Source organism: Pseudomonas sp. G5(2012), assembly GCF_000408945.1.
Lineage (GTDB): Bacteria > Pseudomonadota > Gammaproteobacteria > Pseudomonadales > Pseudomonadaceae > Aquipseudomonas > Aquipseudomonas umsongensis.
In genome coordinates this window covers 1-21,266 of record NZ_APIO01000058.1, presented here as the reverse complement: position 1 = coordinate 21,266, position 21,266 = coordinate 1, and the positions used below count along the sequence as shown (strand labels likewise).

The window sequence follows — 21,266 nt, the reverse complement described above, 5'->3', positions numbered from 1 at the left end:
TTCACAGGTTTCCCCTTTCGATCGTCTCCCAGCATAATCACGTCTCTCACCCAATCCGTGTTCACGCCCTGGGAGAACACCTTGCCGAGCGTATCCTCATTGACCAGCGCCGATCCGGCATTCCTGGTGCAACTCTCCGACAGTCATCTGTTTGGCGAGGCGCACGGCACGCTGTTGGGCATGAATACCCGCGACAGCCTGCAAAAAGTCATTGAATTGGTGCGAGTGCAGCAGTCGCAGATCGATCTGCTCCTGGCCACGGGCGATCTGTCCCAGGACGGTACTCTTGCGTCATACCAGCAGTTTCGTGAATTGACCCGGCAGCTCGACGCGCCGGCCCGTTGGATTCCCGGCAACCACGACGAGCCGCAAATCATGGCCGAGGCCGCGGTGCAAAGTGCTTTGCTGGACTCGGTGGTGGATATCGGCAACTGGCGGGTCACACTGCTCGACTCGGCAGTACCCGGCTCGGTGCCGGGGTATTTGCAGGACGAACAGTTACAACTGCTGGCTCGTTCATTGAGCGAAGCACCGGAGCGGCACCATCTGGTGTGCTTGCACCACCACCCCGTATCGATCGGCTGTGCGTGGATGGAGCCCATCGGGCTGCGTAATCCTGAAGCTTTTTTTGAGGTTCTGGATCGCTTTCCTCAGGTGCGCGCCGTGCTGTGGGGGCATGTGCATCAGGAAATCGATCAATTGCGTAACAACGTGCGTCTGATTGCCTCGCCATCGACCTGCATTCAGTTCGAACCGGGCAGTGAGGATTTCAAGGTCGGAGAGCAGGCTCCGGGGTATCGCTGGTTACGGCTGTTGCCGGATGGGCGGCTTGAAACGGGTGTGGAACGTGTGACCGGCTTCGACTTCCAGGTCGATTACGGCTCCGACGGTTACTGACACGCCCACCGTCACTGTAGGAGCGAGCACGCTCGCGAAAAACGCGATGACGACACTGGAAAACAGGTCACCAGCGTTATCGTTGGCGACCATCTCGAGCATGCTCGCTCCTACAGGGGGCATCCAACATCTGCGACACCCTGTAAACTCCGCCTTCCTTACCCGACCCACAGGGAGTCTTCATGTCCGGCTCGATCCTTTATATCCATGGCTTCAACAGCGCGCCGGCGTCGAAAAAGGCCACTCAGTTGAGTGACGTGATGGAGCGCCTGGGCTTGAGCGACCATCTGCGTGTGCCGGCCCTGCATCACCATCCCCGCGAGGCCATTGGCCAGCTGGAGCAGGCGATTGAAGCGCTCGGACGACCGCTGCTGGTCGGAAGCTCACTCGGCGGCTACTATGCGACTCACCTGGCCGAGCGCCATGGCTTGAAAGCCCTGTTGATCAACCCTGCCGTCAGCCCGCATCGGATGTTCGACGGGTTCCTGGGTACACAGAAAAACCTGTATACCGAACAGACTTGGGAAATGACCCACGACCACGTGACGGCCCTCGCCGAGCTGGAAGTGCCGGCACCCCAGGACCCACAGCGCTATCAGGTATGGTTGCAGACCGGTGACGAAACGCTGGACTATCGCCTTGCCCAGCAGTATTACCGGGCTTGTGCCTTACGCATCCAGGCGGGTGGCGACCATGGTTTCCAGGGTTTCGCCGAGCGGCTTCCGGCAATGCTGAGTTTTGCCGGCATTGGCGCAGATTTGTACCAGGCGATTGATTTCACCGCGCTGTGAAACCTTGCCCCTATTTTCAATGAAAGACTGACGACGAGACCCCATGGCCACTCCCAGCGCTAGCTCTTATAACGCCGACGCCATCGAAGTCCTCTCGGGCCTCGACCCGGTGCGTAAACGCCCCGGCATGTACACCGATACCAGTCGGCCGAACCACCTCGCCCAGGAAGTCATCGACAACAGTGTCGACGAAGCCTTGGCCGGGCATGCCAAATCGGTGCAGGTCATCCTCCACGCCGATCACTCGCTGGAAGTCAGCGATGACGGCCGTGGCATGCCAGTGGATATCCATCCCGAAGAAGGCGTTTCGGGCGTCGAACTGATCCTCACCAAGCTTCATGCGGGCGGCAAGTTCTCCAACAAGAACTACCAGTTCTCCGGCGGTCTGCACGGGGTGGGTATTTCGGTGGTCAACGCCTTGTCGACCGAAGTCCGGGTGCGTGTAAAACGTGACGGCAACGAATACCAGATGACCTTCGCCGACGGTTACAAGAAAACCGAGCTGGAAATCGTCGGTACGGTTGGCAAGCGCAACACCGGGACCAGCGTGTTCTTCGCCCCGGACCCGAAATACTTCGATTCTCCGAAATTCTCCATCAGCCGCCTCAAGCACGTGCTCAAGGCCAAGGCCGTCCTGTGCCCGGGGTTGCTGGTCAGTTTTGAAGACAAGGCCAGCGGCGAGAAAGTCGAATGGCATTACGAAGATGGCCTGCGTTCCTACCTGGTCGATGCCGTCAGCGAATTCGAGCGTCTGCCGGACGAGCCGTTCTGCGGCAGCCTGGCCGGTAACAAGGAAGCCGTGGACTGGGCGCTGCTGTGGCTGCCGGAAGGTGGCGACGCGGTGCAGGAAAGCTACGTCAACCTGATCCCGACCGCCCAGGGCGGTACTCACGTCAACGGCCTGCGCCAAGGCTTGCTCGACGCCATGCGCGAGTTCTGCGAGTTCCGCAGCCTGTTGCCACGCGGTGTGAAGCTGGCGCCGGAAGACGTCTGGGAGCGCATCGCTTTTGTGCTGTCGATGAAGATGCAGGAGCCGCAATTCTCCGGGCAGACCAAGGAACGTCTGTCGTCCCGGGAAGCGGCGGCATTCGTCTCTGGCGTGGTCAAGGACGCCTTCAGCCTGTGGCTCAACGCCCACCCGGAAACCGGTCTGGCGCTGGCAGAACTGGCGATCAGCAACGCCGGTCGTCGCCTGAAGGCCAGCAAAAAGGTCGAGCGCAAGCGCATCACCCAGGGGCCGGCATTGCCGGGCAAGCTCGCCGATTGCGCCGGGCAGGACCCGATGCGTTCCGAGTTGTTCCTGGTGGAAGGTGATTCCGCTGGCGGTTCGGCCAAGCAGGCGCGGGACAAAGAGTTCCAGGCGATCCTGCCGTTGCGCGGCAAGATCCTCAATACCTGGGAAGTCGACGGCAGCGAAGTGCTGGCCAGCCAGGAAGTGCACAACATTGCCGTGGCCATTGGCGTCGATCCGGGCGCCGCGGACATGAGCCAGCTGCGCTACGGCAAGATCTGCATCCTCGCTGACGCCGACTCCGACGGGCTGCACATTGCAACGCTGCTCTGTGCATTGTTCGTCCAGCATTTCCGCCCATTGGTGGACGCTGGTCACGTCTACGTCGCCATGCCGCCGCTGTACCGTATCGACCTGGGCAAAGAGATCTACTACGCCTTGGATGAAGCCGAGCGCGACGGGATTCTCGATCGCCTGGTGGCCGAGAAGAAACGCGGCAAGCCGCAGGTCACTCGATTCAAAGGCCTGGGTGAGATGAACCCACCGCAGTTGCGCGAAACCACCATGGACCCCAATACCCGGCGTCTGGTGCAGCTGACCCTCGGTGAGGATTTCGCCGCGACTTCGGAAATGATGGACATGCTGCTGGCGAAAAAGCGCGCCGGTGACCGCAAGAACTGGCTGGAGTCCAAGGGCAACCTGGCGGAGGTGCTGGGCTGATGCGGCTGGGCTTTGCCCTGGCGTGTGCGTTGCTGCTGACCTCGATGACGGTGTCTGCCAAGCCGACACCGCAGTTGCGCCTGTTGTCCGAACATGCCGTGGACGGCATGCGCGGTGGCAACCTGTCCGGGCTGGCCCAGTGCGGCAACGAGCTGTGGACAGTCTCCGACCGCGACGACGATCAGATCTACCGCCTGGAGACTGGCGAGGGTGCCTGGCACGCGGAAGCGGTGGGCATCGGTGTCCCGCCCGTACCCGACAGCGGCTTGCCCTGGGGTTTGCGTTCGCGGGCCTGGGTGTCGTCGTTCGTGCGTGGCGGTGACTTGGACTTCGAAGGGATCACCTGCGACAGCGCCGGAAATCGCTACGTGGTTAGTGAGTCCCATGCGGCGGTGCTGCAAATTCCGCCAACCGGACCGACCTCCTGGCTGAAGATTTCGCCGATCATGGTTCGCGAGGCCCGGGCCAGTGGGCTGTTGCTGCGTTTCAATGCATTGTTCGAAGGCCTGGCGATCAATCCGCAAGGTGACCAGTTGTGGTTGGCTGCCGAGCGCGAGAGTCGCGGGTTGCTACTGATCAAGCGCAAGCAAACCGTGTGGGACTGCGACGGCGGTTGTGTGCTGTTGAGTGAAGGGGGAAAGGAAATGCAACCTGCACAATTTCCCAGCGCCAGAGCGATGCCCCGGGATTTTGCCGATTTGTCATGGTTCGACGGCAAGTTGTTTACCCTCGAGCGCAACGCGTACGAGATTTGTCGTCGTGATGCGGTGACTGCCAAAGTCGAACGCTGCTGGTCCTTTGCCGATGAGGCATTGCAGGAAAATCGTCGTTATCCCCAGGGCTTTGCACTGACCGAAGCGTTGATCGTGGACGCCGAGGGTGCCTGGATCGGTGTCGATAACAACAACGGTGCCCGCGCCGATGGCGAGGTACGTCCGATCGTCTGGCGCTTCGCTGCACCTGAAGGTGGCTGGAGTGCCAAGCCATGAGCCAGCAAACGCCGGGCAAACGTGCCGGTCGCGTCTTGATGGTCTTGGCCTGGTGCGCCGCGTTGTTCCTGGCGACGCGTTTTTTCGGCCAGTGGGAAGAGCGTCAGCAAAACCCGAACGTGGTAGTGAGCTCGGAGCTCGGCGATGGTTTCGTCGAAGTGAAACTGATCGGCAACGGCCAGGGACATTTCGTTGCCAGCGGCCATATCAATGGTCAGCCGGTGAATTTCATGCTCGATACCGGGGCGACCGATGTGGCGATCCCGGCACAATTGGCGCAGCGGCTGAAACTGGAACAAGGCTTCGGGGTGACCCTGAGCACCGCCAATGGTCGCACCGAGGGTTATCGAACCCGCGTCGACCGGCTGCAACTGGGCGACATTGTGTTGCGTGATGTGCGCGCCATCGTCGTGCCAGGCCTGGATGGCGATCAAGTGCTGCTCGGTATGAGCGCGCTGAACAAACTTGAATTTACCCAGCGCGGTGGCACCATGCTGCTGCGCCAGACAACGAACCGATGAGGCCCGCATGAGCGACTCCCTTGATCTCAGCCTGGACGGTGTAGAACGCCGATCACTGGCTGACTTCACCGAAAATGCCTACCTCAACTACTCCATGTACGTGATCATGGACCGTGCCTTGCCGCATATCGGCGACGGCCTGAAACCGGTACAGCGGCGTATCGTCTACGCCATGAGTGAGCTGGGGCTGGACGCCGATTCCAAGCACAAGAAATCGGCGCGTACCGTCGGTGACGTGCTCGGCAAGTTCCACCCCCATGGCGACTCGGCCTGCTACGAAGCCATGGTCCTGATGGCCCAGCCATTCAGCTACCGCTACACGCTGGTGGATGGCCAGGGTAACTGGGGTGCGCCGGACGATCCCAAGTCCTTCGCCGCCATGCGATACACCGAAGCGCGGCTGTCGCGCTACTCCGAAGTGCTGCTCAGCGAGCTGGGCCAGGGCACGGCGGACTGGGGGCCGAACTTCGACGGCACACTCGACGAGCCTCTGGTGTTGCCGGCGCGTTTGCCGAACATCCTGCTGAACGGCACCACCGGTATCGCAGTGGGCATGGCCACCGATGTGCCGCCGCACAACCTGCGCGAAGTCGCCGGCGCCTGCGTGCGTTTGCTCGATGAGCCCAAGGCCACGGTCGAACAGCTCTGCGAGCACATCCAGGGGCCGGATTATCCGACTGAAGCAGAAATCATCACGCCGCGCGCCGACCTGCTGAAAATCTATGAAACAGGTCGTGGTTCGGTGCGCATGCGCGCCGTTTATCACATCGAAGACGGCGACATCATTGTTACCGCGCTGCCGCATCAGGTCTCAGGTGCAAAGGTGCTGGAACAGATCGCGGCGATGATGCAGGCAAAACCATCGAAAGCCCCGCAGATCGCCGATTTGCGCGACGAGTCGGACCACGAGAATCCGTGCCGCATCGTGATCATTCCGGGCGCCCGGAAAAATTTCGACCACGATGCCTTGATGCAGCACCTGTTCGCCAGCACCGAGCTGGAGTCGAGCTACCGGGTCAACATCAACATCATCGGACTGGACGGCAAGCCGCAGTTGAAAAACCTGCGGGCGCTGCTGGTCGAGTGGTTGGCGTTCCGGGTCCAGACCGTGCGTCGTCGCCTGCAGTTCCGCCTGGACAAGGTCGAGCGTCGCTTGCACCTGTTGGACGGTTTGTTGATCGCCTACCTCAACCTGGATGAAGTGATCCATATCATCCGCACCGAGGAGCAGCCAAAAGCCGCGCTGATCGAACGATACGCCCTGAGTGAAATCCAGGCTGACTACATCCTCGACACCCGCCTGCGTCAGTTGGCGCGACTGGAAGAGATGAAGTTGCGTGCCGAGCAGGATGAACTGCTCAAGGAACAAGCCAAGCTGCAAGCGCTGCTGAGTAGCGAAGCCAAGTTGAAAAAGCTGGTACGCACCGAGCTGATCAAGGACGCCGAGACCTATGGTGACGACCGTCGCTCGCCAATCGTCGAGCGTGCTGAAGCCAAGGCGCTGACCGAGCACGATCTGCTGCCGAACGAAAAAGTCACCGTCGTGCTCTCGGAAAAAGGCTGGGTTCGCTCCGCCAAGGGCCATGACATCGACGCCACCGGTCTTTCCTACAAGGCCGGGGATGGTTTCAAGGCCTTGGCGGCGGGGCGTTCCAACCAGTTTGCGGTGTTTATCGATTCCACCGGTCGCAGCTATTCGGTGGCCGCGCACACCTTGCCGTCGGCCCGTGGCCAGGGCGAACCGCTGACCGGCCGTCTGACGCCGCCGCCAGGGGCGAACTTTGAATGCGTGCTGATGCCCGAAGATGATGCGCTGTACGTCATTGCCTCGGACGCCGGTTACGGTTTCGTCGTAAAAGGTGAAGACCTGCAGGCCAAGAACAAGGCGGGCAAGGCATTGCTGAGCCTTCCAAACAACGCCAAGGTGATTCTGCCGCGTGCGGTGGCCGATCGTGAGCACAACTGGCTGGCCTCGGTGACCACCGAAGGTCGCTTGCTGATCTTCAAGATCAGCGATCTGCCACAATTAGGTAAGGGCAAAGGCAACAAGATCATCGGGATTTCCGGTGAGCGCGTAGCCAGCCGCGAAGAATATGTCACGGACATCGCCGTTGTGCCGGATGGCGCTACGTTGGTGCTTCAGGCAGGTAAACGTACATTGTCACTGAAAGCGGACGACCTGGAGCACTACAAAGGTGAACGTGGCCGCCGTGGTAACAAATTGCCACGTGGCTTCCAGAGGGTAGATGCGCTGCTCGTCGAAAACCTCAATTAAGCGTCCTAGAGCGCCTGATCTGCGATTTAACGCGTAGATCGGCGCTTTGGCGCTGGAGTCGGAACGCATATTCACGGATGATATGGCCTTTCAAGCGCCGGCGTGGCCGAGCGTTCTTCACATTTATTGAGTATTTTCACTGTGATTAGCCTTGTGGCAATCACCTGGATGGGACGATGACTGCTCTGCGCCTTCCTTTTATTTTGATGCTCGCCGGCGTATTTGGCCTGGCGGGTTGCAGCGTTCACCAGCCGGTGTCGCTGTACCAACTGGACAGTGGAAGTCCGGTCCAGCCTGCGCAAAGCGCGGGCATGGCGGTTTTGTTGGGCCCGGTAACCGTGGCGGACTACCTGCAGCGCGAAACCCTGCTGCAGCGTCAGCCCGATGGCAGCCTGCAAGCCTCGACCGATGGCCGCTGGGCTGGCAGCCTGTCTTCCGACATCGATCAACTGCTGCTGCGTCAGGTGGCCGGTCACCTGGACAGCCAGCGCGTAGTGCTGTCGCCTGCGACAACGGGGTTCACACCGGATGTCCAGGTCCTGTTGACCATCACGCGTCTGGATTCGGGTGAAAAGCAGCCGGCTATCCTCGATGCGCAATGGCGTTTGATCGACCGTCGTGGCCAGGTGCGCGATAATCGCATCATCCATCTGCAGGAACAGCACACCGGCAGCACGGCGGCTCAGGTTCAAGCGCAGGGTGCGTTGCTGCAGAAGCTCGCTGAACAGCTGTCGGTCGCGCTCAAGCCGCTGGCCAACCAGCCACCGATTGCCGAAGCGCCACGCAAACCGGCAGCCAAGCCCGCAGCGCCGGCGGCGGAGCAGGAAAAACAGCCGAAGATCCCGATGGCTGCTCCGATCCGTACGGATATGGAAGTGTTTCGCTTCTAGGTTCGGACCGGTACAACACAAAGCCCGCCTCGTGCGGGCTTTGTTGTTTCTGCTGCGTACTGATCGTTCCCACGCTCTGCGTGGGAATGCAGCCCGTGACGCTCTGCGTCACAACGGTGCCAGGGTTGGGATATGAGGTGAGGCTGGAACGCGGAGCGTCCCTTGAGGCATTCCCACGCAGAGCGTGGGAACGATCAGCCCGCAGACGATCACTCATCTGCGAGCTTCTTTACAGCGGGGCTAAGGCTACGCGCGGCGTTCGTGCATCCGCGCCAGCTGTCGCTCGAGCATCGACGGATAAGGCTCCATCAGCCGCTCCACGCAGCAGGCGCCTTCAGGGCTGGCGATCGGGCGGATCCGTGCGCGCTGGCGGATCAGGGCGTCGTCATTGATCTTGCGTTCCACTAGCAGCAGGTTGCGGCTGTGCTGCGACAGGGCCAGGGCATCCTGCGCGGCGTCGGTCAGCAACAGGTCGATCTGGCTCAGGCCAAACAGTTCGTCGCCCAGGGTCAAGCCAAGCTGCAATTGCAAGGTGATGCCGCTGTCGGCGACTTCGATCTGCAGTTGATGGCCCAGCGCCCGCAGCAGCTCGCCGCAGCAGATGGCGTTGGTCAGGTAATCGTCGCCGCTGTCTTCGTTGTGGAACAGCATCAGCGTGCTGCCATCGTTCAGGGTATGCAGTTCGCTCTGGTAGAGCGAAGCAGCCTGGTCGAGGCAGTCGCGGTAGCGTTTGAGCAACTCTTCCAGGCGTGTCCGGGGCAGGCGTCGCAGTTGTTCCTGTGAGCCCAACTGTACGGCCAGAACGGCGCTGTGCTGCGGCACGCTGGAGGCCACGGGCTTGCCCAACGGTTTGGCGGTGCTTGCTGGCGCATCATCGAGCAGATCGGCGAACGCATCGTCGTCATCATCTTCAACGGTACTGACGACACGTCGTGGCGCGGCCTTCATCGCGGCCATCGGGCGGCTTTCATCGAAACTCGGATCGCGCAGGTTACGCACTTCGAAGCCCGGTTCAGCATCGTCGTCCTCGGCATCGTCGAGTTCAGGTTCTGGCACGGGCTCCGGTTCAGCCGGTTCCGGCGCGAATTCGGCATGCAGCTGGCGCGCCAGGTCGCCGATCTCGTCATTACGCTCGGTGGCCGGGGTGTATTCGTCGATGTTGCGCAACCACACCCGCAATTGCAGTAGCGGCGTAGAGAGATATCGCCCCATGCGCAGGCTCAATGCCAGGGACAGGGCCAGCAGGATCGCGCTCAAAATCCCCATGCTCTGCAGGCTGATGGTCATCGGCTGCTGGAACTGATCCATGTCCAGGCTGATGCGCAGCTGACCGGCGGTCACGTCCTGGAAAGTGATCTTGCTCTGATAGATGCCTTCGGCCTCGCCCAGCAGGCCATGCTTGGGACGCTGGCCGGCCTCGGCAAGGATGCGGTTATCCATGCTGTAGATGGCGGCGTGGGCCACCAGCTTGTTCTTGGTCAGGTTGTTGAGCAGGACATTGAGGCTGAGGATGTCGTTGGACACCAACAGCTCGGTGGCGGAGGTGGCCGTCTGCATGGTCAGGCTTTCACCCAGCGCATCCGCCTGCTCGTGCATGGCCTGCTTGAACTGCAAACCCATCACGCAGGCGTAGATCACCAGGGCCAGAGCGACCAGGATCACGTTATGGCTGGCAATGCGCAATGCAATCGGTACACGGCGGTGGCGCAGTGCACGGAAGATCAGCAGAAAGAAGTTATCGGTTTTTACTGGCGTGGGCCGGTTCACTTGAGCTCGGCTCTTTTGTCCGTGAAGTTGACGCGCAGTATAGCGACAGGCCCTAGGCCGTCAAAGCGCTCACGGTGCCCGATGGTCACTGAATGTGGGTAGAATGCGGTTTTTTTCCACTTGCGGGGGTGCGCCTTGCGCGAAATCGTCCTGATAAACATCACGGGAGTCGACCGTCCGGGTTTGACTGCGGCCATTACCGGCGTTCTGGCCCAGGGTGGTGTGAACATTCTCGACATCGGTCAGGCGGTGATCCACGACACCCTGTCGTTCGGCATCCTGGTTGAAATTCCTGATACCGAACAAGGCAAGTCGGTGCTCAAGGACATCCTGTTCAAGGGCTATGAGCTGGATCAACAGGTGCGTTTCACGCCGGTGTCCGAAGAGGATTACCAGCAGTGGGTCGGCAACCAGGGCAAAAAACGCCATATCGTGACCCTGCTGACGCGCAAGGTCACCGCCGGGCAATTGCAGGCCGTGAGCTCGATCACCGCCAAGTATGGCTTGAACATCGATCACATCGATCGCCTGTCCGGGCGCATGCCTTTGGATACCCCGGACGATAAAGGCAAGGGTTGCATCGAATTCTCCGTGCGCGGCGAAGCAGCTGATCCGCAGGCACTGCGGGCCGAATTCCTCAGTGTCGCCCAGGAATTGAACGTCGACATCGCCTTTCAGGAAGACTCGTTGTTTCGTCGTAACCGCCGTCTGGCGGTGTTCGACATGGACTCGACCCTGATCGAAGCCGAAGTCATCGATGAGCTGGCCAAAGCGGCCGGCGTGGGCGACAAGGTTTCGGAAATTACCGAGCGGGCGATGGCCGGTGAGCTGGACTTCCGCGCCAGTTTCAAAGAGCGCCTGGCGTTGCTCAAAGGACTGGATGTGGGCGTGCTCGACTCGATCGGCGCCTCGCTGCGCCTGACCGAAGGCGCTGAAACCCTGTTCGCCGAGCTCAAGCGCCTGGGTTACAAGACCGCCATTCTGTCGGGCGGCTTCACCTATTTCGCCAAGCAATTGCAGGCCAAGCTGGGCATCGACTACGTGTTTGCCAACGAGCTGGAAGTGGTCGACGGCAAGGTGACTGGCGTGGCGATCGAGCCGATTGTCGATGCACAACGCAAGGCCGATCTGCTGAAGGAACTGGCACATAAGGAAGGCTTGCGCCTGGAGCAGACCATTGCGGTCGGCGACGGTGCCAATGACTTGCCGATGCTGGCGATTGCCGGGTTGGGCGTTGCGTTCCGCGCCAAACCGTTGGTCAAGCAGTCGGCCAAGCAGGCGATTTCCACCCTGGGGCTGGATGGCGTGCTGTACCTGCTGGGCTTCCGCGACCGCGACGGCCAGCTGTAACAACGCAGAACACCTGTAGGAGCGAGCATGCTCGCGATGGACGTCAACGATGACGCGGGCATTCAGAATGCCCGCGTCGTCCTCAGGTTCATCGCGAGCAGGCTCGCTCCTACAGTAAAGGTGTGTATCAGGCCTTCGGCAGGCCCATACCCTGACCCATCCGCACCGGCGAACCCGCTACCAGCTCTTCAGCCCATTTCACCTGATCCGGCCCGAACAGCACGACAGCGGTCGAACCCAGTTTGAAACGACCCAGCTCCGCACCTTTTTCCAGGTGGATCGGCGCGCGTGCGGCTTCGTCGTAGCGGAAGGTTTTCAGCTCGCGTTTCGGTGGCGTAACCAGTCCAGCCCACACGGTTTCGATCGATGCCACGATCATCGCGCCCACCAGCACCACGGCCATCGGCCCGCGCTCGGTGTCGAAAATGCACGCCACGCGCTCGTTGCGGGCAAACAATTCAGGAACGTTTTCAGCGGTGGTCTGGTTGACCGAGAACAGGCGGCCCGGGATGTAGACCATCTCGCGCAGGGTGCCGGCCAGTGGCATGTGCACACGGTGGTAATCCTTGGGCGACAGATAAATAGTCGCGAAATCACCGCCCATGAACGGCGCAGCATTCGCCGCATCGCCACCCAAGAGTTCCAGCACGCTGAAGCTGTGCCCCTTGGCCTGGAAGACACGGCCGTGCTCAATCGGGCCGAGCTGGCTGACGGCGCCGTCCGCCGGGCTGAGGATCGCGCCCGGTGTCTCGTCCAGTGGGCGCGCGCCGTCTTTCAAGGCGCGGGTGAAGAAAGCGTTGAAGTGCTCGTAGGCGGTCAGGTCTTCGACCAGTGCCTCGGACATGTTCACCTGGTAGCGCTTGGCGAACCACGCGGTGAACGCATTCTTGAACCAGCGCACGCGGCATTCGGCGATGCAGCCGGCCAGTCGCGAGAGCAGGTTGTGGGGCAGCAGGTATTGGCTGACGATAAACAGACGCTTGTTCATTAACTGTCCTTAAAAACCTTAAATCTCTACGGGCGTGTCGGGATGGTTACCCCATTCGCCCCAGGAGCCGGCGTAGCCCTTGACCCGCGGATAACCGAGAGCCTTGGCCACCAGATAGGTGAAGCCAGATCGATGGTGAGTCTGGCAGTGGGTAATCACTTCTTTGTCAGGGGTAATGCCGAGCTGTTCGAGGATCTGTGGCATGTCGGTACGGATGCGCAGGTTACGCGCCTTGTCCATGCCCGCGGTCCATTCGAAACTCACGGCGCCTGGGATGTGTCCGCCCTTGGCCGCCAGGACTTTCTCGCCGGAATACTCCAGTGGCCCACGTGCATCCCAGATCGCCAGGTCGGCAGCGCCGAGACGGCTTTGCAGGTACTCGCGGGTAGCCGTGGGTTCGTCGTGCAGGGTCAGCGCAACCGGGTCGCCAGCGGGTGGCGGGATCTGGATTGACATGGGCATGCCTTCTGCCAGCCAGGCCGTCAGGCCGCCATCGACATAGTGATACTTGCTGTGGCCAATGACGTCCAGGAGCCAGATAAAGCGACCGGCCCAGCCGCCACCTTCGTCGTCATAAACGACATAGACGGCATCGGGGTTGTGCCCCAGCTCTCCAAACAACGTTTCGAGTGCTGCCTGCGGTGGCATCAGTCCCGGGGCGGGCGCCTGCCCCAGTTGCGTGCGTTTAGGATCGACAAAGCGCGCGCCGGGAATGTGCCCTTCGGTGTAGCGGGCAGGACTGGTCAAGTCCACCAGGATCAGTTCGCGGGCGTCGAGGCGAGAGAGCAAGTCGCTCGGCTCGATCACCAGCGGCAAGCCAGAGAAGTCAGACATGTGAGGTCTCCAGAGCACAAAAGGGGGGATTGTAGCGCAGCCTTATTGGCCGCGCTGGCTAAAGCTGTGCAGCGCTTTTTCAATGCATTGCGCGGTTTTGCCGAAGGCTTGCAGGGTGATGTCCGAGAATGGCCCGCCACCCTGGTCTGCCACGACGATCATGATTACCCGTCCATTGTTGAGCAGCGAACGCAACAACAAGTGTTCGCCGCTGAACTGGCTGCGCAGGCTGTTGGGCAGTAACGCGGAAAACTGCGCGTTGTTGAGCGGCGTGAGGCGAACCTGGGCCTGTTGCGCGAGCAAGCGTTGCAGCACGGCGCTTTGACTGACGACAAAGTTCAGGCCAGATGCTTCGACAGGCAGCCCAGCCGTCTGGTGCACACGCAGCTGGGTATGAGTACGGTCGGCCATCAGGATCATCACCCTGCGCATGCCGCAGGCAACCAGTGCGTCGCGGGCAGAGGTGGTCAGGTGGATGGCGTTAGTGAAGCGACTGGGTTCGACCAGCAACTCCGCACATTGTTTGCGCCACTTCGCCAGGTCTTCGGCGGTGGGTGCCGGGGCTGGCTGCAAACTGGCATGCACAGGGCTCGTGCCCCATGGCCAGATCAGCGCGACAGCGGGATGCCAAAGGTCGGGCATGGCGTGATAACGCGCGCTGTTGGCGGCTTGCTGGTGCAGTTGTTGTTGCACCTCGCTCATCGGTATTTGCAAGTAGAGGCTGGTCAGGTACTGCCAGCGCTCACTGTGCGGACTGTCCCAGGCATGGTGCGCCGAGAGCGCCAGCCCGTTGGCTAAAAGTACCGTGTTGGCCGGTTGATTGAGCCAGCGGCGCAGGGTCGGGTCGTCATCCAGGCGGTTCTGCTGGCGTAGCGGATGCTCGCTGTCACGGGCAATGCGCAGAACTTTGACCAGCTCCCGTTGCTCGGTCAGCAACAGTCGATAGCCCTGTTGAACCCAGATCGGCAGGTGCCACAGGTTCACCAGGGCCAGGCCGATCTCCAGCAGGCGAGCGCCAAACAGTTGCTTTTCGACGGTGCGCGCCGATTCGCCTTTATGAATGACCCGCAGCTCCCAGTCTTCGAGCAGGTGCGGATGCGTCAGCGCCAACGGCCACAGTGGTGACAGAAACAGCAGGCTGCCCCAATGGATGTCCTGCCACAGGCGCGCCAGGCGGCTGGCAAAAAAACCGTTGGCCTGTTGGCTGGCGTGCTGGCTGATCAATTGCAACTGGCGCAGGGCTTTGGGAATCTCGCCCTGGGGCATGGCGGGCAGTCGCGCGAGCAGCTCCTCGGTGCGTTTCAAACCGAGGCGATTGATGGCGACCTCAAGATTTTCCGCAGGCTCAGTCATGCTGCCATGGCTGTGTCGGTTGGCCTCGCGAATCACGCTCAAGGCCAGGGCCGGACTGTCCTGCATCAAGTCGGCAATCTTGCGCACAGAGCTGCGACTGTCGCGCAAGGCCCGGCAGACACGGTCGTGACTGGCCTGCGGAACCGGCAGGCGTACACCGTCGAGAAGTTTGACCCAGTCTTCGAGCGTGGTCGGAGTTGGCGTTGGGGCGTTCGTGTTTTTAGCCATGTCTGGAGGCGATCATCGTCAACAATACCTATGCCCGGAGGGGGTCAAATTAGCTTTTCGCCTGAACTGGCTATAGTCTGGCGCAGTTTTGCCGATAAGTAGAAGAAGAGATTTTTTAACTTCCGAATATGACCTTGAACCCGACTCAGTAAGTGCTCTCCTACCTATGGCTAAAATTATCGGCATCATCGTCGTATTCGCGAGCGTGCTCGGCGGATACGTGCTCTCCCATGGCAAGATTGCCGCCCTGATCCAGCCTTTCGAGGTAATGATCATCGGTGGTGCGGCCCTCGGTGCATTCCTGCAGGCCAACCCTGGTTACATGACCATGCACGTGCTCAAGAAATCCCTGAGCATGTTCGGTTCGCGTTTCAGCCATGCCTTCTATCTTGAAGTGCTGGGCCTGATCTACGAGATTCTCAACAAGAGCCGCCGCGAAGGCATGATGGCCATCGAAGCGGACATCGAAGATGCCGCGGCGAGCCCGATCTTCGCCAAGTACCCGACGGTCCTCAAGGATGAGCGCATGACCGCGTTCATCTGTGATTACCTGCGCATCATGTCTTCCGGCAACATGGCGCCCCACGAGCTGGAGGGCCTGTTCGACATGGAGCTCTACAGCCTCAAGGAGGACCTGGAGCACCCGTCCCACGCGGTGAACGGTATTGCCGACGCCATGCCCGGTTTCGGTATCGTCGCGGCGGTCCTGGGTATCGTGGTGACCATGGCCTCGCTGGGTGAGGGCGACCAGAAGTCCATCGGCCTGCACGTTGGTGCGGCACTGGTCGGTACCTTCTTCGGTATTCTCGCGGCCTACGGTTTCTTCGGCCCGCTGGCGCATTCCCTGGCCCACGATGCCAAGGAAGAGCTGAACGTCTACGAAGCTATCAAGGCCTCGCTGGTGGCTTCCGCTTCCGGCATGCCGCCGTCGCTGGCCGTGGAGTTCGGGCGCAAAGTCCTGTACCCGGCGCACCGCCCAAGCTTCGCCGAGCTGGAACAAGCGGTTCGTGGTCGTTAAGCCATGGAGAACAATCAGCCGATAATCATCAAGCGCGTCAAGCGCATCGCCGGCGGGCATCACGGGGGCGCCTGGAAAATCGCCTTCGCCGACTTTGCCACAGCGATGATGGCGTTCTTCCTGGTGTTGTGGCTGTTGTCCACCGCCACCCCGGAACAGAAGATCGCCATCGCCGGTTATTTCAAGGACCCGATCGGCTTTTCTGAAAGTGGCACGCCGTACATCATCGATCTGGGGGGCACGCCGACCATGGCGCCGGACAACACCCTCAACCCAGAGATGAAGACCCAGCCGCAGCCGGACAAGGTGACAGTCGACGTCGAACAGGTCGAAGGCATGGCCGAGATGGTGGAGAAGGAGCGCCTGGAACTGCTGCTGCAAGAGTTGCAGAACAAGGTCGAAGAGAACCCGCAACTGCAGAAATTCAAAGACCAGATCCTGTTCGAGATCACCCCGGACGGTTTGCGCATCCAGATCGTGGACGCCGAGAACCGGCCGATGTTCGACTCAGGCTCAGCCCGCCTGAAACCCTATTTCGAAGACATCCTGCTGGCCATGGCCGATACCATCAAGGCCGTGCCGAACAAGATCAGCATTAGCGGCCATACCGACGCCAAGCCGTACAGCGGCACCGGTGAATTCGGTAACTGGGAGCTTTCGGCCAACCGTGCCAACGCGGCGCGCCGTGCACTGGTGGCGGGCAGCTATCCCGAGTCGCAAGTGGCGCGCGTGGTCGGTTATGCCTCGTCGGCGTTGTTCGATCGTGAGCATCCGTTCAACCCGGTCAACCGTCGAATCGACATTGTTGTGCTGACCAAGAAGGCACAGCGTGCCATCGAAGGTTCGCAAGGCGCCGAGCCTGCTCCCGATGTACCGCAAGGTTCTGTCGCTCCGGCTGCACCGGTCGATCCGAACGCATTGCCGGCGGACAAGGAGCCGCTGCCGGCCCACGAATTGCGTGAGCGCTTGAACCTGTTCGATGACCCGGCGCCGAAGCCGGGTGAGCCGGCCAAGCAGTGACCTGACACTGGCTGTTGGGGCCGGCTTGCTGGCGATGGTCGTTGACGATAACGCGTGCTGCCTGGATGCACTCGGCGCATTTGAGTCTATCGCCAGCAAGCCGGCTCCTACAGGGGGTGGGTGAGAAAATCAGAAACCGCGAATGATTCTGGACTTCAAGTCAGTGTGGAATCGATCGGCGTTAGTCCTGTTGACGCTGCGCACCGACTCACTGCCCGTCACCGATTCCAATGACATCGAACGCTTGACCGTCATCTCGTTGCGATAAGCATCGATAAAGAACTCGATATCCCTTTCGCTGCTCAGCTTCGGCCATTTGTCCAGGTACAGCGGCAGCTCTGTCGGGCCGGTCTTGAACGAGCAGATACGCCGATTGGTGATGGTCGCCTCGCCGATTTCGAAGGGCACCCACCAGGACAGCGCGGTTTTCTCCGAGACCACCGCCAGCAGGTGCGTGCATTCGCTGATGTTGCGAGTGATCACCCCGGTGATGTCGTCGGTGGTCTGGGATTCGGCATCCAGTACGTCGAGGTAGGTCTTGATGTTGGCCTGGATCAGGCGCGTGTTGATGCTGATCGCGTAGGCGCGGTCCATGTGGCGGTAGCTGATAAACACTGGCATCAGAAATGTCCCTTGATCGCGAGTTCGCGGTAATAGGCGCCGAGAGCGGTGAGGCGGCAGCCGGTGGAGTGGATGGCCGCGTAGTACATGTGTTCGGCGTCCACCGGTTCGACCAGGCTGTGGCGGTTGCACTTTTGCAACTGGGCGAAGACCTCGCCTTGTTCGGCATTGAACTCGGGTTCGGTGGGCTCAAAGCTGGGGGCGAGGGGGTACGTCGACTCCGCTTCGGCAAACCACTCGGGGAGTTTGCGCAGGATTTCCTTGGGAATCAGCGGTGATACTTCGCGCAGGGAGATGAACTGCGAGACGTTGGTCTTGAACACCGGGCGCTGCTCCCAGGCATCGAGCGCGTTGTCGACAAACGAATAGAGGCTGCCGGGGGTGATCTTGCCCAGGATGTTCGCCGCTGCGCCGTGCAGGGCCTGGAGCAACAAGCCGGTGAACACACCGTGTTGTGCACCCTCCATCGCCGGCTCTTCCTTTTTGCAGGCGGTCAGGATGGTCATGCCTTCGCCGACCACGCTCCCCTCACTGCGCAAGGCGCGCACCTCGCCGGCCGAGCCGCTCTGGCAACAGTCGAGAATGATCACTTTGTTCTTGATCTTCGTGGCCTTGCTGGCCCAGTTCAGGATGTCGCTGAGGCGAATCCCGTCCTTGGCGCTCCTGTAGTCCTGCGGGATCAACATGCCTTCGTCTGTGTCGATATCGAAGCTGCCGTGGCCGGCGAAATACAGCAGGGCGACATTGCAATCCCCGGAAAACAGCTCGCGGATCTGGTCTTCGAGTTTTTCCCGGCCCAGGTAGTCCTCGGCGGAGGTCAGCACGATGTTCTTGAAGTTCGGATCGCCATTGGCGTCGGTCTTCAACACCGAGGCCATGGCCATGGCGTCGTTGCTGCAGCCCCTCAGGCTCGACACATGGGTGTAGTCGTTGATGCCGATAAACAGTCCCTTGCGCATGGTTACACCGCCGTGTGCTGGCGAATAGCGGTGACGATGCTATCGGTGTTCCACGCACATTCGGCCTGTGCCGCGTCACGTACCCGCGTGTCAATGCGCTCGGTAGCCAATGGCTTGAACGCAATGATCATCTTGCCCGAATGACGGATGAACAAATGGTAGGTCTGCATGGGTATCCCTCAGTGTCGCAGGAGTGCGAAGAGGGTTTGAACCTAGGCGATTGCCGGGCGGCCACAAGGGACTGGCGCGAAAAGAGAAATGTCCTACAAACAAGCGTGGGTAGGCCTTACAGAAAAGTCTGAGTTTAAATGGAGGGGGAGACGCAGACTCCAACCACCCCGCTGAAGCAGGGCGGTCGGCACGTCTGTTTAGTAGCCGTTTTCCGGCAGGCTGGCGATGATCGAGCGGTAGCTGTTCATCCGTTGCTGTTGCACGCGACCGTCTTCCAGTGCCTTGAGCAGGGCGCAACCGGGTTCGCGGTCGTGCTTGCAGTCGCGGAAGCGGCAAGTGCCGAGCAAGTCGTTGAACTCGATGAAGCCGGCTTCGACGTCGGCACGGCTGACGTGGCCCAGGCCGAATTCACGGATACCCGGGGAGTCGATCAGCTCACCGCCACCGGGGAAGTGGAACAGGCGCGCGGTAGTGGTAGTGTGGGTGCCCTGGCCGGACAACTCGGACAACGGGCCGACGCGGGTTTCGACTTCCGGCAACAGGCTGTTGACCAGCGACGACTTGCCGACGCCGGACTGGCCGACGAACACGCTGATGCGCCCGTCCAATTGCTTCTGCAGCTGTTCCATGCCGTCGCCGTGGTGGGCCGACACTTCCAGCACCGGGTAACCCAAGGTGCGATAGACCGCGAGCAGGGCATTCAGCGCCGGGGCGTTGTGCTCGTCGATCAGGTCGAACTTGTTCAGCAGCAGCAGCGGCTTGATGCCAGCGTGTTCGGCGGCTACGAGGTAGCGGTCGATCAGGTTGGCATGGGGCTCAGGCAGTGGCGCGAACACAATGACAATCATGTCGACGTTCGCTGCTACGGGTTTGAGCTGGCCGCGGCTGTCCGGGCGGCAGAGTTCGGTGTTGCGTGGCAATTGCGCCACGATGACGCCGATGCCCTGGTTGCCGGCACGCCAGACCACCTGGTCGCCGGTCACCAGCGCAGGCAGGTTCGCTCGCAGGTGGCAACGGAACACCTGGCCGGCCAGCGCGCCATTGCGGGCTTCGACTTCGACCTGCACCCCGAAGTGGGCGATCACCAGGCCGTGCTGTTCCGGGCCCAGATCGCCGCCCTCAAGTGCTTCGACAGCCGAGGACTCGCGTTTGGCGGCGCGGGCAGCGCGTTCGCCCTGAATCTTTTCGATGCGCCAGTTTTGACGACGATTGAGTTGGCGTTTGGCCATGGGTGTTCCGTAGTAATAATGCAGCGATTAGGTAAAACGGCCGCGAGTTTAGCACGCCCGGCCACCGGCCTAGGCTAAACTGCGCAGCATTGCCTAGGAGCCGACACATGCAAAACCCGCAGAACCTGATCTGGATCGACCTGGAAATGACCGGTTTGAACCCGGATACCGATGTCATCATCGAAATGGCCACCATCGTCACTGACAGCGACCTGAACACTTTGGCCGAAGGTCCGGTGATCGCGATCCACCACAGTGACGAAATTCTTGCCGGCATGGACGAGTGGAACACTCGTCAACATGGCGGTTCGGGCCTGACCCAGCGCGTTCGCGACAGCCGCATCAGCATGGCTGAAGCTGAGGCGCAAACCATCGCCTTCCTGGAGAAGTGGGTACCCAAGGGCAAGTCGCCAATCTGTGGCAACAGCATCTGCCAGGATCGGCGCTTCCTCTATACGCACATGAAATCCCTGGAAAGCTATTTCCACTACCGCAACCTCGACGTTTCGACCCTCAAGGAGCTTGCCGCTCGCTGGGCGCCGGACGTGCGTGACAGCTTCAAAAAGGGTAGCACCCACCTGGCGCTGGACGATATCCGCGAGTCAATCGCTGAGCTGCAGCATTACCGCCAGCATTTCATCAAGGTTTGATCAGGTTGAGGGGTAACGCCACAGGTTTGTGATGTGTGTGCTGCCCTCTTTTGGTGCTCGGGCGAAGTGCGTAGACTGCGCGCCTTTTCGCAAGGACTGCCACCATGTTGCTGATGCTTTACCTGATCGCCATCACCGCCGAAGCCATGACCGGTGCCCTGTCTGCCGGCCGCCGCGGCATGGACTGGTTCGGCGTGGTGCTGATCGCGTGCGTCACGGCGCTGGGCGGTGGTTCGGTGCGCGATGTGCTGCTAGGCCACTATCCGCTGACCTGGGTGAAGCACCCGGAATACCTGGTGCTGACCACCATTGCAGCGATGATCACGGTGTTCACCGCACGCTGGATGCGCCATCTGCGCTCGTTGTTCCTGGTGCTCGACGCCGTGGGCCTGGTGGCGTTTACACTGATTGGCTGCATGACCGCCCTGGAAATGGGGCATGGCATGTTGGTTGCGTCGGTCAGCGGTGTGATCACCGGGGTTTTCGGCGGCATCCTGCGGGATATCTTCTGCAACGACATTCCGCTGATCTTTCGGCGCGAGTTGTACGCCAGTGTTTCCTTCGCGGCGGCGTGGTGCTACATGCTCTGCCTGTATCTGAATCTTCCTGGAGAGCAGGCGATCCTGATTACATTGTTCGGCGGCTTCCTACTACGCCTGCTGGCGATCCGCTTCCATTGGGAAATGCCCAAGTTCGTCTACAACGACGAAGCGTAACGCTGCGATCCCCTGTAGGAGCTGCCGCAGGCTGCGATCTTTTGACCT

General features: G+C 60.8%; 20 protein-coding genes. 12 read left to right on the top strand and 8 right to left on the bottom strand.

Going from position 1 to position 21,266, the window contains the following annotated elements:
* The first annotated feature begins 81 nt into the window (after window positions 1-81).
* The 7 genes from cpdA (at window position 82) to PG5_RS18050 (ending at window position 8,314) form a co-directional block, all read left to right on the top strand.
* Window positions 82-897, top strand: a complete 816-nt coding sequence (gene cpdA, locus PG5_RS18080) for a 3',5'-cyclic-AMP phosphodiesterase (protein ID WP_042955488.1) — start codon at window positions 82-84, stop codon at window positions 895-897.
* A gap of 182 nt (window positions 898-1,079) precedes the next feature.
* Window positions 1,080-1,688: a YqiA/YcfP family alpha/beta fold hydrolase gene (locus PG5_RS18075; RefSeq protein WP_020798567.1), complete on the top strand. Its 609-nt coding sequence runs from the start codon at window positions 1,080-1,082 to the stop codon at window positions 1,686-1,688.
* A 43-nt stretch (window positions 1,689-1,731) separates the two neighbouring features.
* The gene (gene parE, locus PG5_RS18070) at window positions 1,732-3,639 is read left to right on the top strand and encodes a DNA topoisomerase IV subunit B (RefSeq protein ID WP_020798566.1); all 1,908 of its coding nucleotides are present in this window, start codon (window positions 1,732-1,734) and stop codon (window positions 3,637-3,639) included.
* A complete protein-coding gene (locus tag PG5_RS18065) occupies window positions 3,639-4,628 on the top strand; it encodes an esterase-like activity of phytase family protein (RefSeq protein ID WP_020798565.1) in 990 nt (329 codons plus the stop codon). Before parE ends, PG5_RS18065 begins: the two co-directional genes overlap by 1 nt.
* Window positions 4,625-5,149: a TIGR02281 family clan AA aspartic protease gene (locus tag PG5_RS18060; RefSeq protein WP_020798564.1), complete on the top strand. Its 525-nt coding sequence runs from the start codon at window positions 4,625-4,627 to the stop codon at window positions 5,147-5,149. Before PG5_RS18065 ends, PG5_RS18060 begins: the two co-directional genes overlap by 4 nt.
* A 7-nt stretch (window positions 5,150-5,156) precedes the next feature.
* A complete protein-coding gene (gene parC, locus PG5_RS18055; RefSeq protein WP_020798563.1) occupies window positions 5,157-7,424 on the top strand; it encodes a DNA topoisomerase IV subunit A in 2,268 nt (755 codons plus the stop codon).
* 176 nt (window positions 7,425-7,600) lie between these two features.
* A complete protein-coding gene (locus PG5_RS18050) occupies window positions 7,601-8,314 on the top strand; it encodes a membrane integrity-associated transporter subunit PqiC (protein WP_020798562.1) in 714 nt (237 codons plus the stop codon).
* 246 nt (window positions 8,315-8,560) lie between these two features.
* On the opposite strand, the gene PG5_RS18045 is transcribed toward PG5_RS18050, so the two are convergent.
* Complete coding sequence (locus PG5_RS18045) at window positions 8,561-10,081, bottom strand: AhpA/YtjB family protein (protein ID WP_020798561.1); 1,521 nt, start codon at window positions 10,079-10,081, stop codon at window positions 8,561-8,563.
* 135 nt (window positions 10,082-10,216) lie between these two features.
* On the opposite strand from PG5_RS18045, the gene serB reads away from it, so the two are divergent.
* Window positions 10,217-11,431, top strand: a complete 1,215-nt coding sequence (gene serB / locus PG5_RS18040; protein ID WP_020798560.1) for a phosphoserine phosphatase SerB — start codon at window positions 10,217-10,219, stop codon at window positions 11,429-11,431.
* Between the two features lie 127 nt (window positions 11,432-11,558).
* Here the strand turns inward: serB and asd are convergent, their stop codons facing one another.
* From asd to PG5_RS18025, 3 genes are read right to left on the bottom strand one after another with little or no spacing between them, the layout of a single operon-like run.
* Window positions 11,559-12,419 (bottom strand): archaetidylserine decarboxylase, encoded by an 861-nt coding sequence (asd, locus tag PG5_RS18035; protein ID WP_020798559.1) that lies wholly within the window; start codon window positions 12,417-12,419, stop codon window positions 11,559-11,561.
* A gap of 18 nt (window positions 12,420-12,437) precedes the next feature.
* Window positions 12,438-13,253: a rhodanese-like domain-containing protein gene (locus PG5_RS18030; RefSeq protein ID WP_020798558.1), complete on the bottom strand. Its 816-nt coding sequence runs from the start codon at window positions 13,251-13,253 to the stop codon at window positions 12,438-12,440.
* A 42-nt stretch (window positions 13,254-13,295) separates the two neighbouring features.
* Window positions 13,296-14,834: an HDOD domain-containing protein gene (locus PG5_RS18025; RefSeq protein WP_020798557.1), complete on the bottom strand. Its 1,539-nt coding sequence runs from the start codon at window positions 14,832-14,834 to the stop codon at window positions 13,296-13,298.
* A gap of 166 nt (window positions 14,835-15,000) precedes the next feature.
* Here PG5_RS18025 and motA point away from each other — a divergent pair, with 166 nt between their 5' ends.
* Both motA and motB read left to right on the top strand, forming a co-directional pair.
* Window positions 15,001-15,852 carry a flagellar motor stator protein MotA gene (gene motA, locus PG5_RS18020; protein WP_008063575.1) on the top strand — a complete coding sequence of 284 codons (852 nt, stop codon included), beginning with the start codon at window positions 15,001-15,003 and terminating at the stop codon, window positions 15,850-15,852.
* Window positions 15,853-15,855: 3 nt separating this feature from the next.
* Window positions 15,856-16,872 (top strand): flagellar motor protein MotB, encoded by a 1,017-nt coding sequence (gene motB / locus PG5_RS18015; protein WP_020798556.1) that lies wholly within the window; start codon window positions 15,856-15,858, stop codon window positions 16,870-16,872.
* A 129-nt stretch (window positions 16,873-17,001) separates the two neighbouring features.
* Here the strand turns inward: motB and PG5_RS18010 are convergent, their stop codons facing one another.
* The 4 genes from PG5_RS18010 to rsgA form a co-directional block, all read right to left on the bottom strand.
* Window positions 17,002-17,493, bottom strand: coding sequence for a toll/interleukin-1 receptor domain-containing protein (locus PG5_RS18010; RefSeq protein WP_020798554.1), 492 nt, complete (start codon window positions 17,491-17,493; stop codon window positions 17,002-17,004).
* A complete protein-coding gene (locus tag PG5_RS18005; RefSeq protein WP_020798553.1) occupies window positions 17,493-18,452 on the bottom strand; it encodes a caspase family protein in 960 nt (319 codons plus the stop codon). Before PG5_RS18005 ends, PG5_RS18010 begins: the two co-directional genes overlap by 1 nt.
* 2 nt (window positions 18,453-18,454) lie before the next feature.
* Entirely contained in the window at window positions 18,455-18,622 is a 168-nt protein-coding gene (locus PG5_RS33625) for a hypothetical protein (protein ID WP_020798552.1), read from the bottom strand.
* Window positions 18,623-18,820: 198 nt separating this feature from the next.
* Window positions 18,821-19,852 carry a small ribosomal subunit biogenesis GTPase RsgA gene (gene rsgA, locus PG5_RS18000; RefSeq protein WP_020798551.1) on the bottom strand — a complete coding sequence of 344 codons (1,032 nt, stop codon included), beginning with the start codon at window positions 19,850-19,852 and terminating at the stop codon, window positions 18,821-18,823.
* Window positions 19,853-19,959: 107 nt separating this feature from the next.
* On the opposite strand from rsgA, the gene orn reads away from it, so the two are divergent.
* Window positions 19,960-20,502: an oligoribonuclease gene (orn, locus tag PG5_RS17995; RefSeq protein WP_020798550.1), complete on the top strand. Its 543-nt coding sequence runs from the start codon at window positions 19,960-19,962 to the stop codon at window positions 20,500-20,502.
* A 104-nt stretch (window positions 20,503-20,606) separates the two neighbouring features.
* Window positions 20,607-21,218 (top strand): trimeric intracellular cation channel family protein, encoded by a 612-nt coding sequence (locus PG5_RS17990; RefSeq protein ID WP_008064122.1) that lies wholly within the window; start codon window positions 20,607-20,609, stop codon window positions 21,216-21,218.
* Window positions 21,219-21,266: the final 48 nt, after the last annotated feature.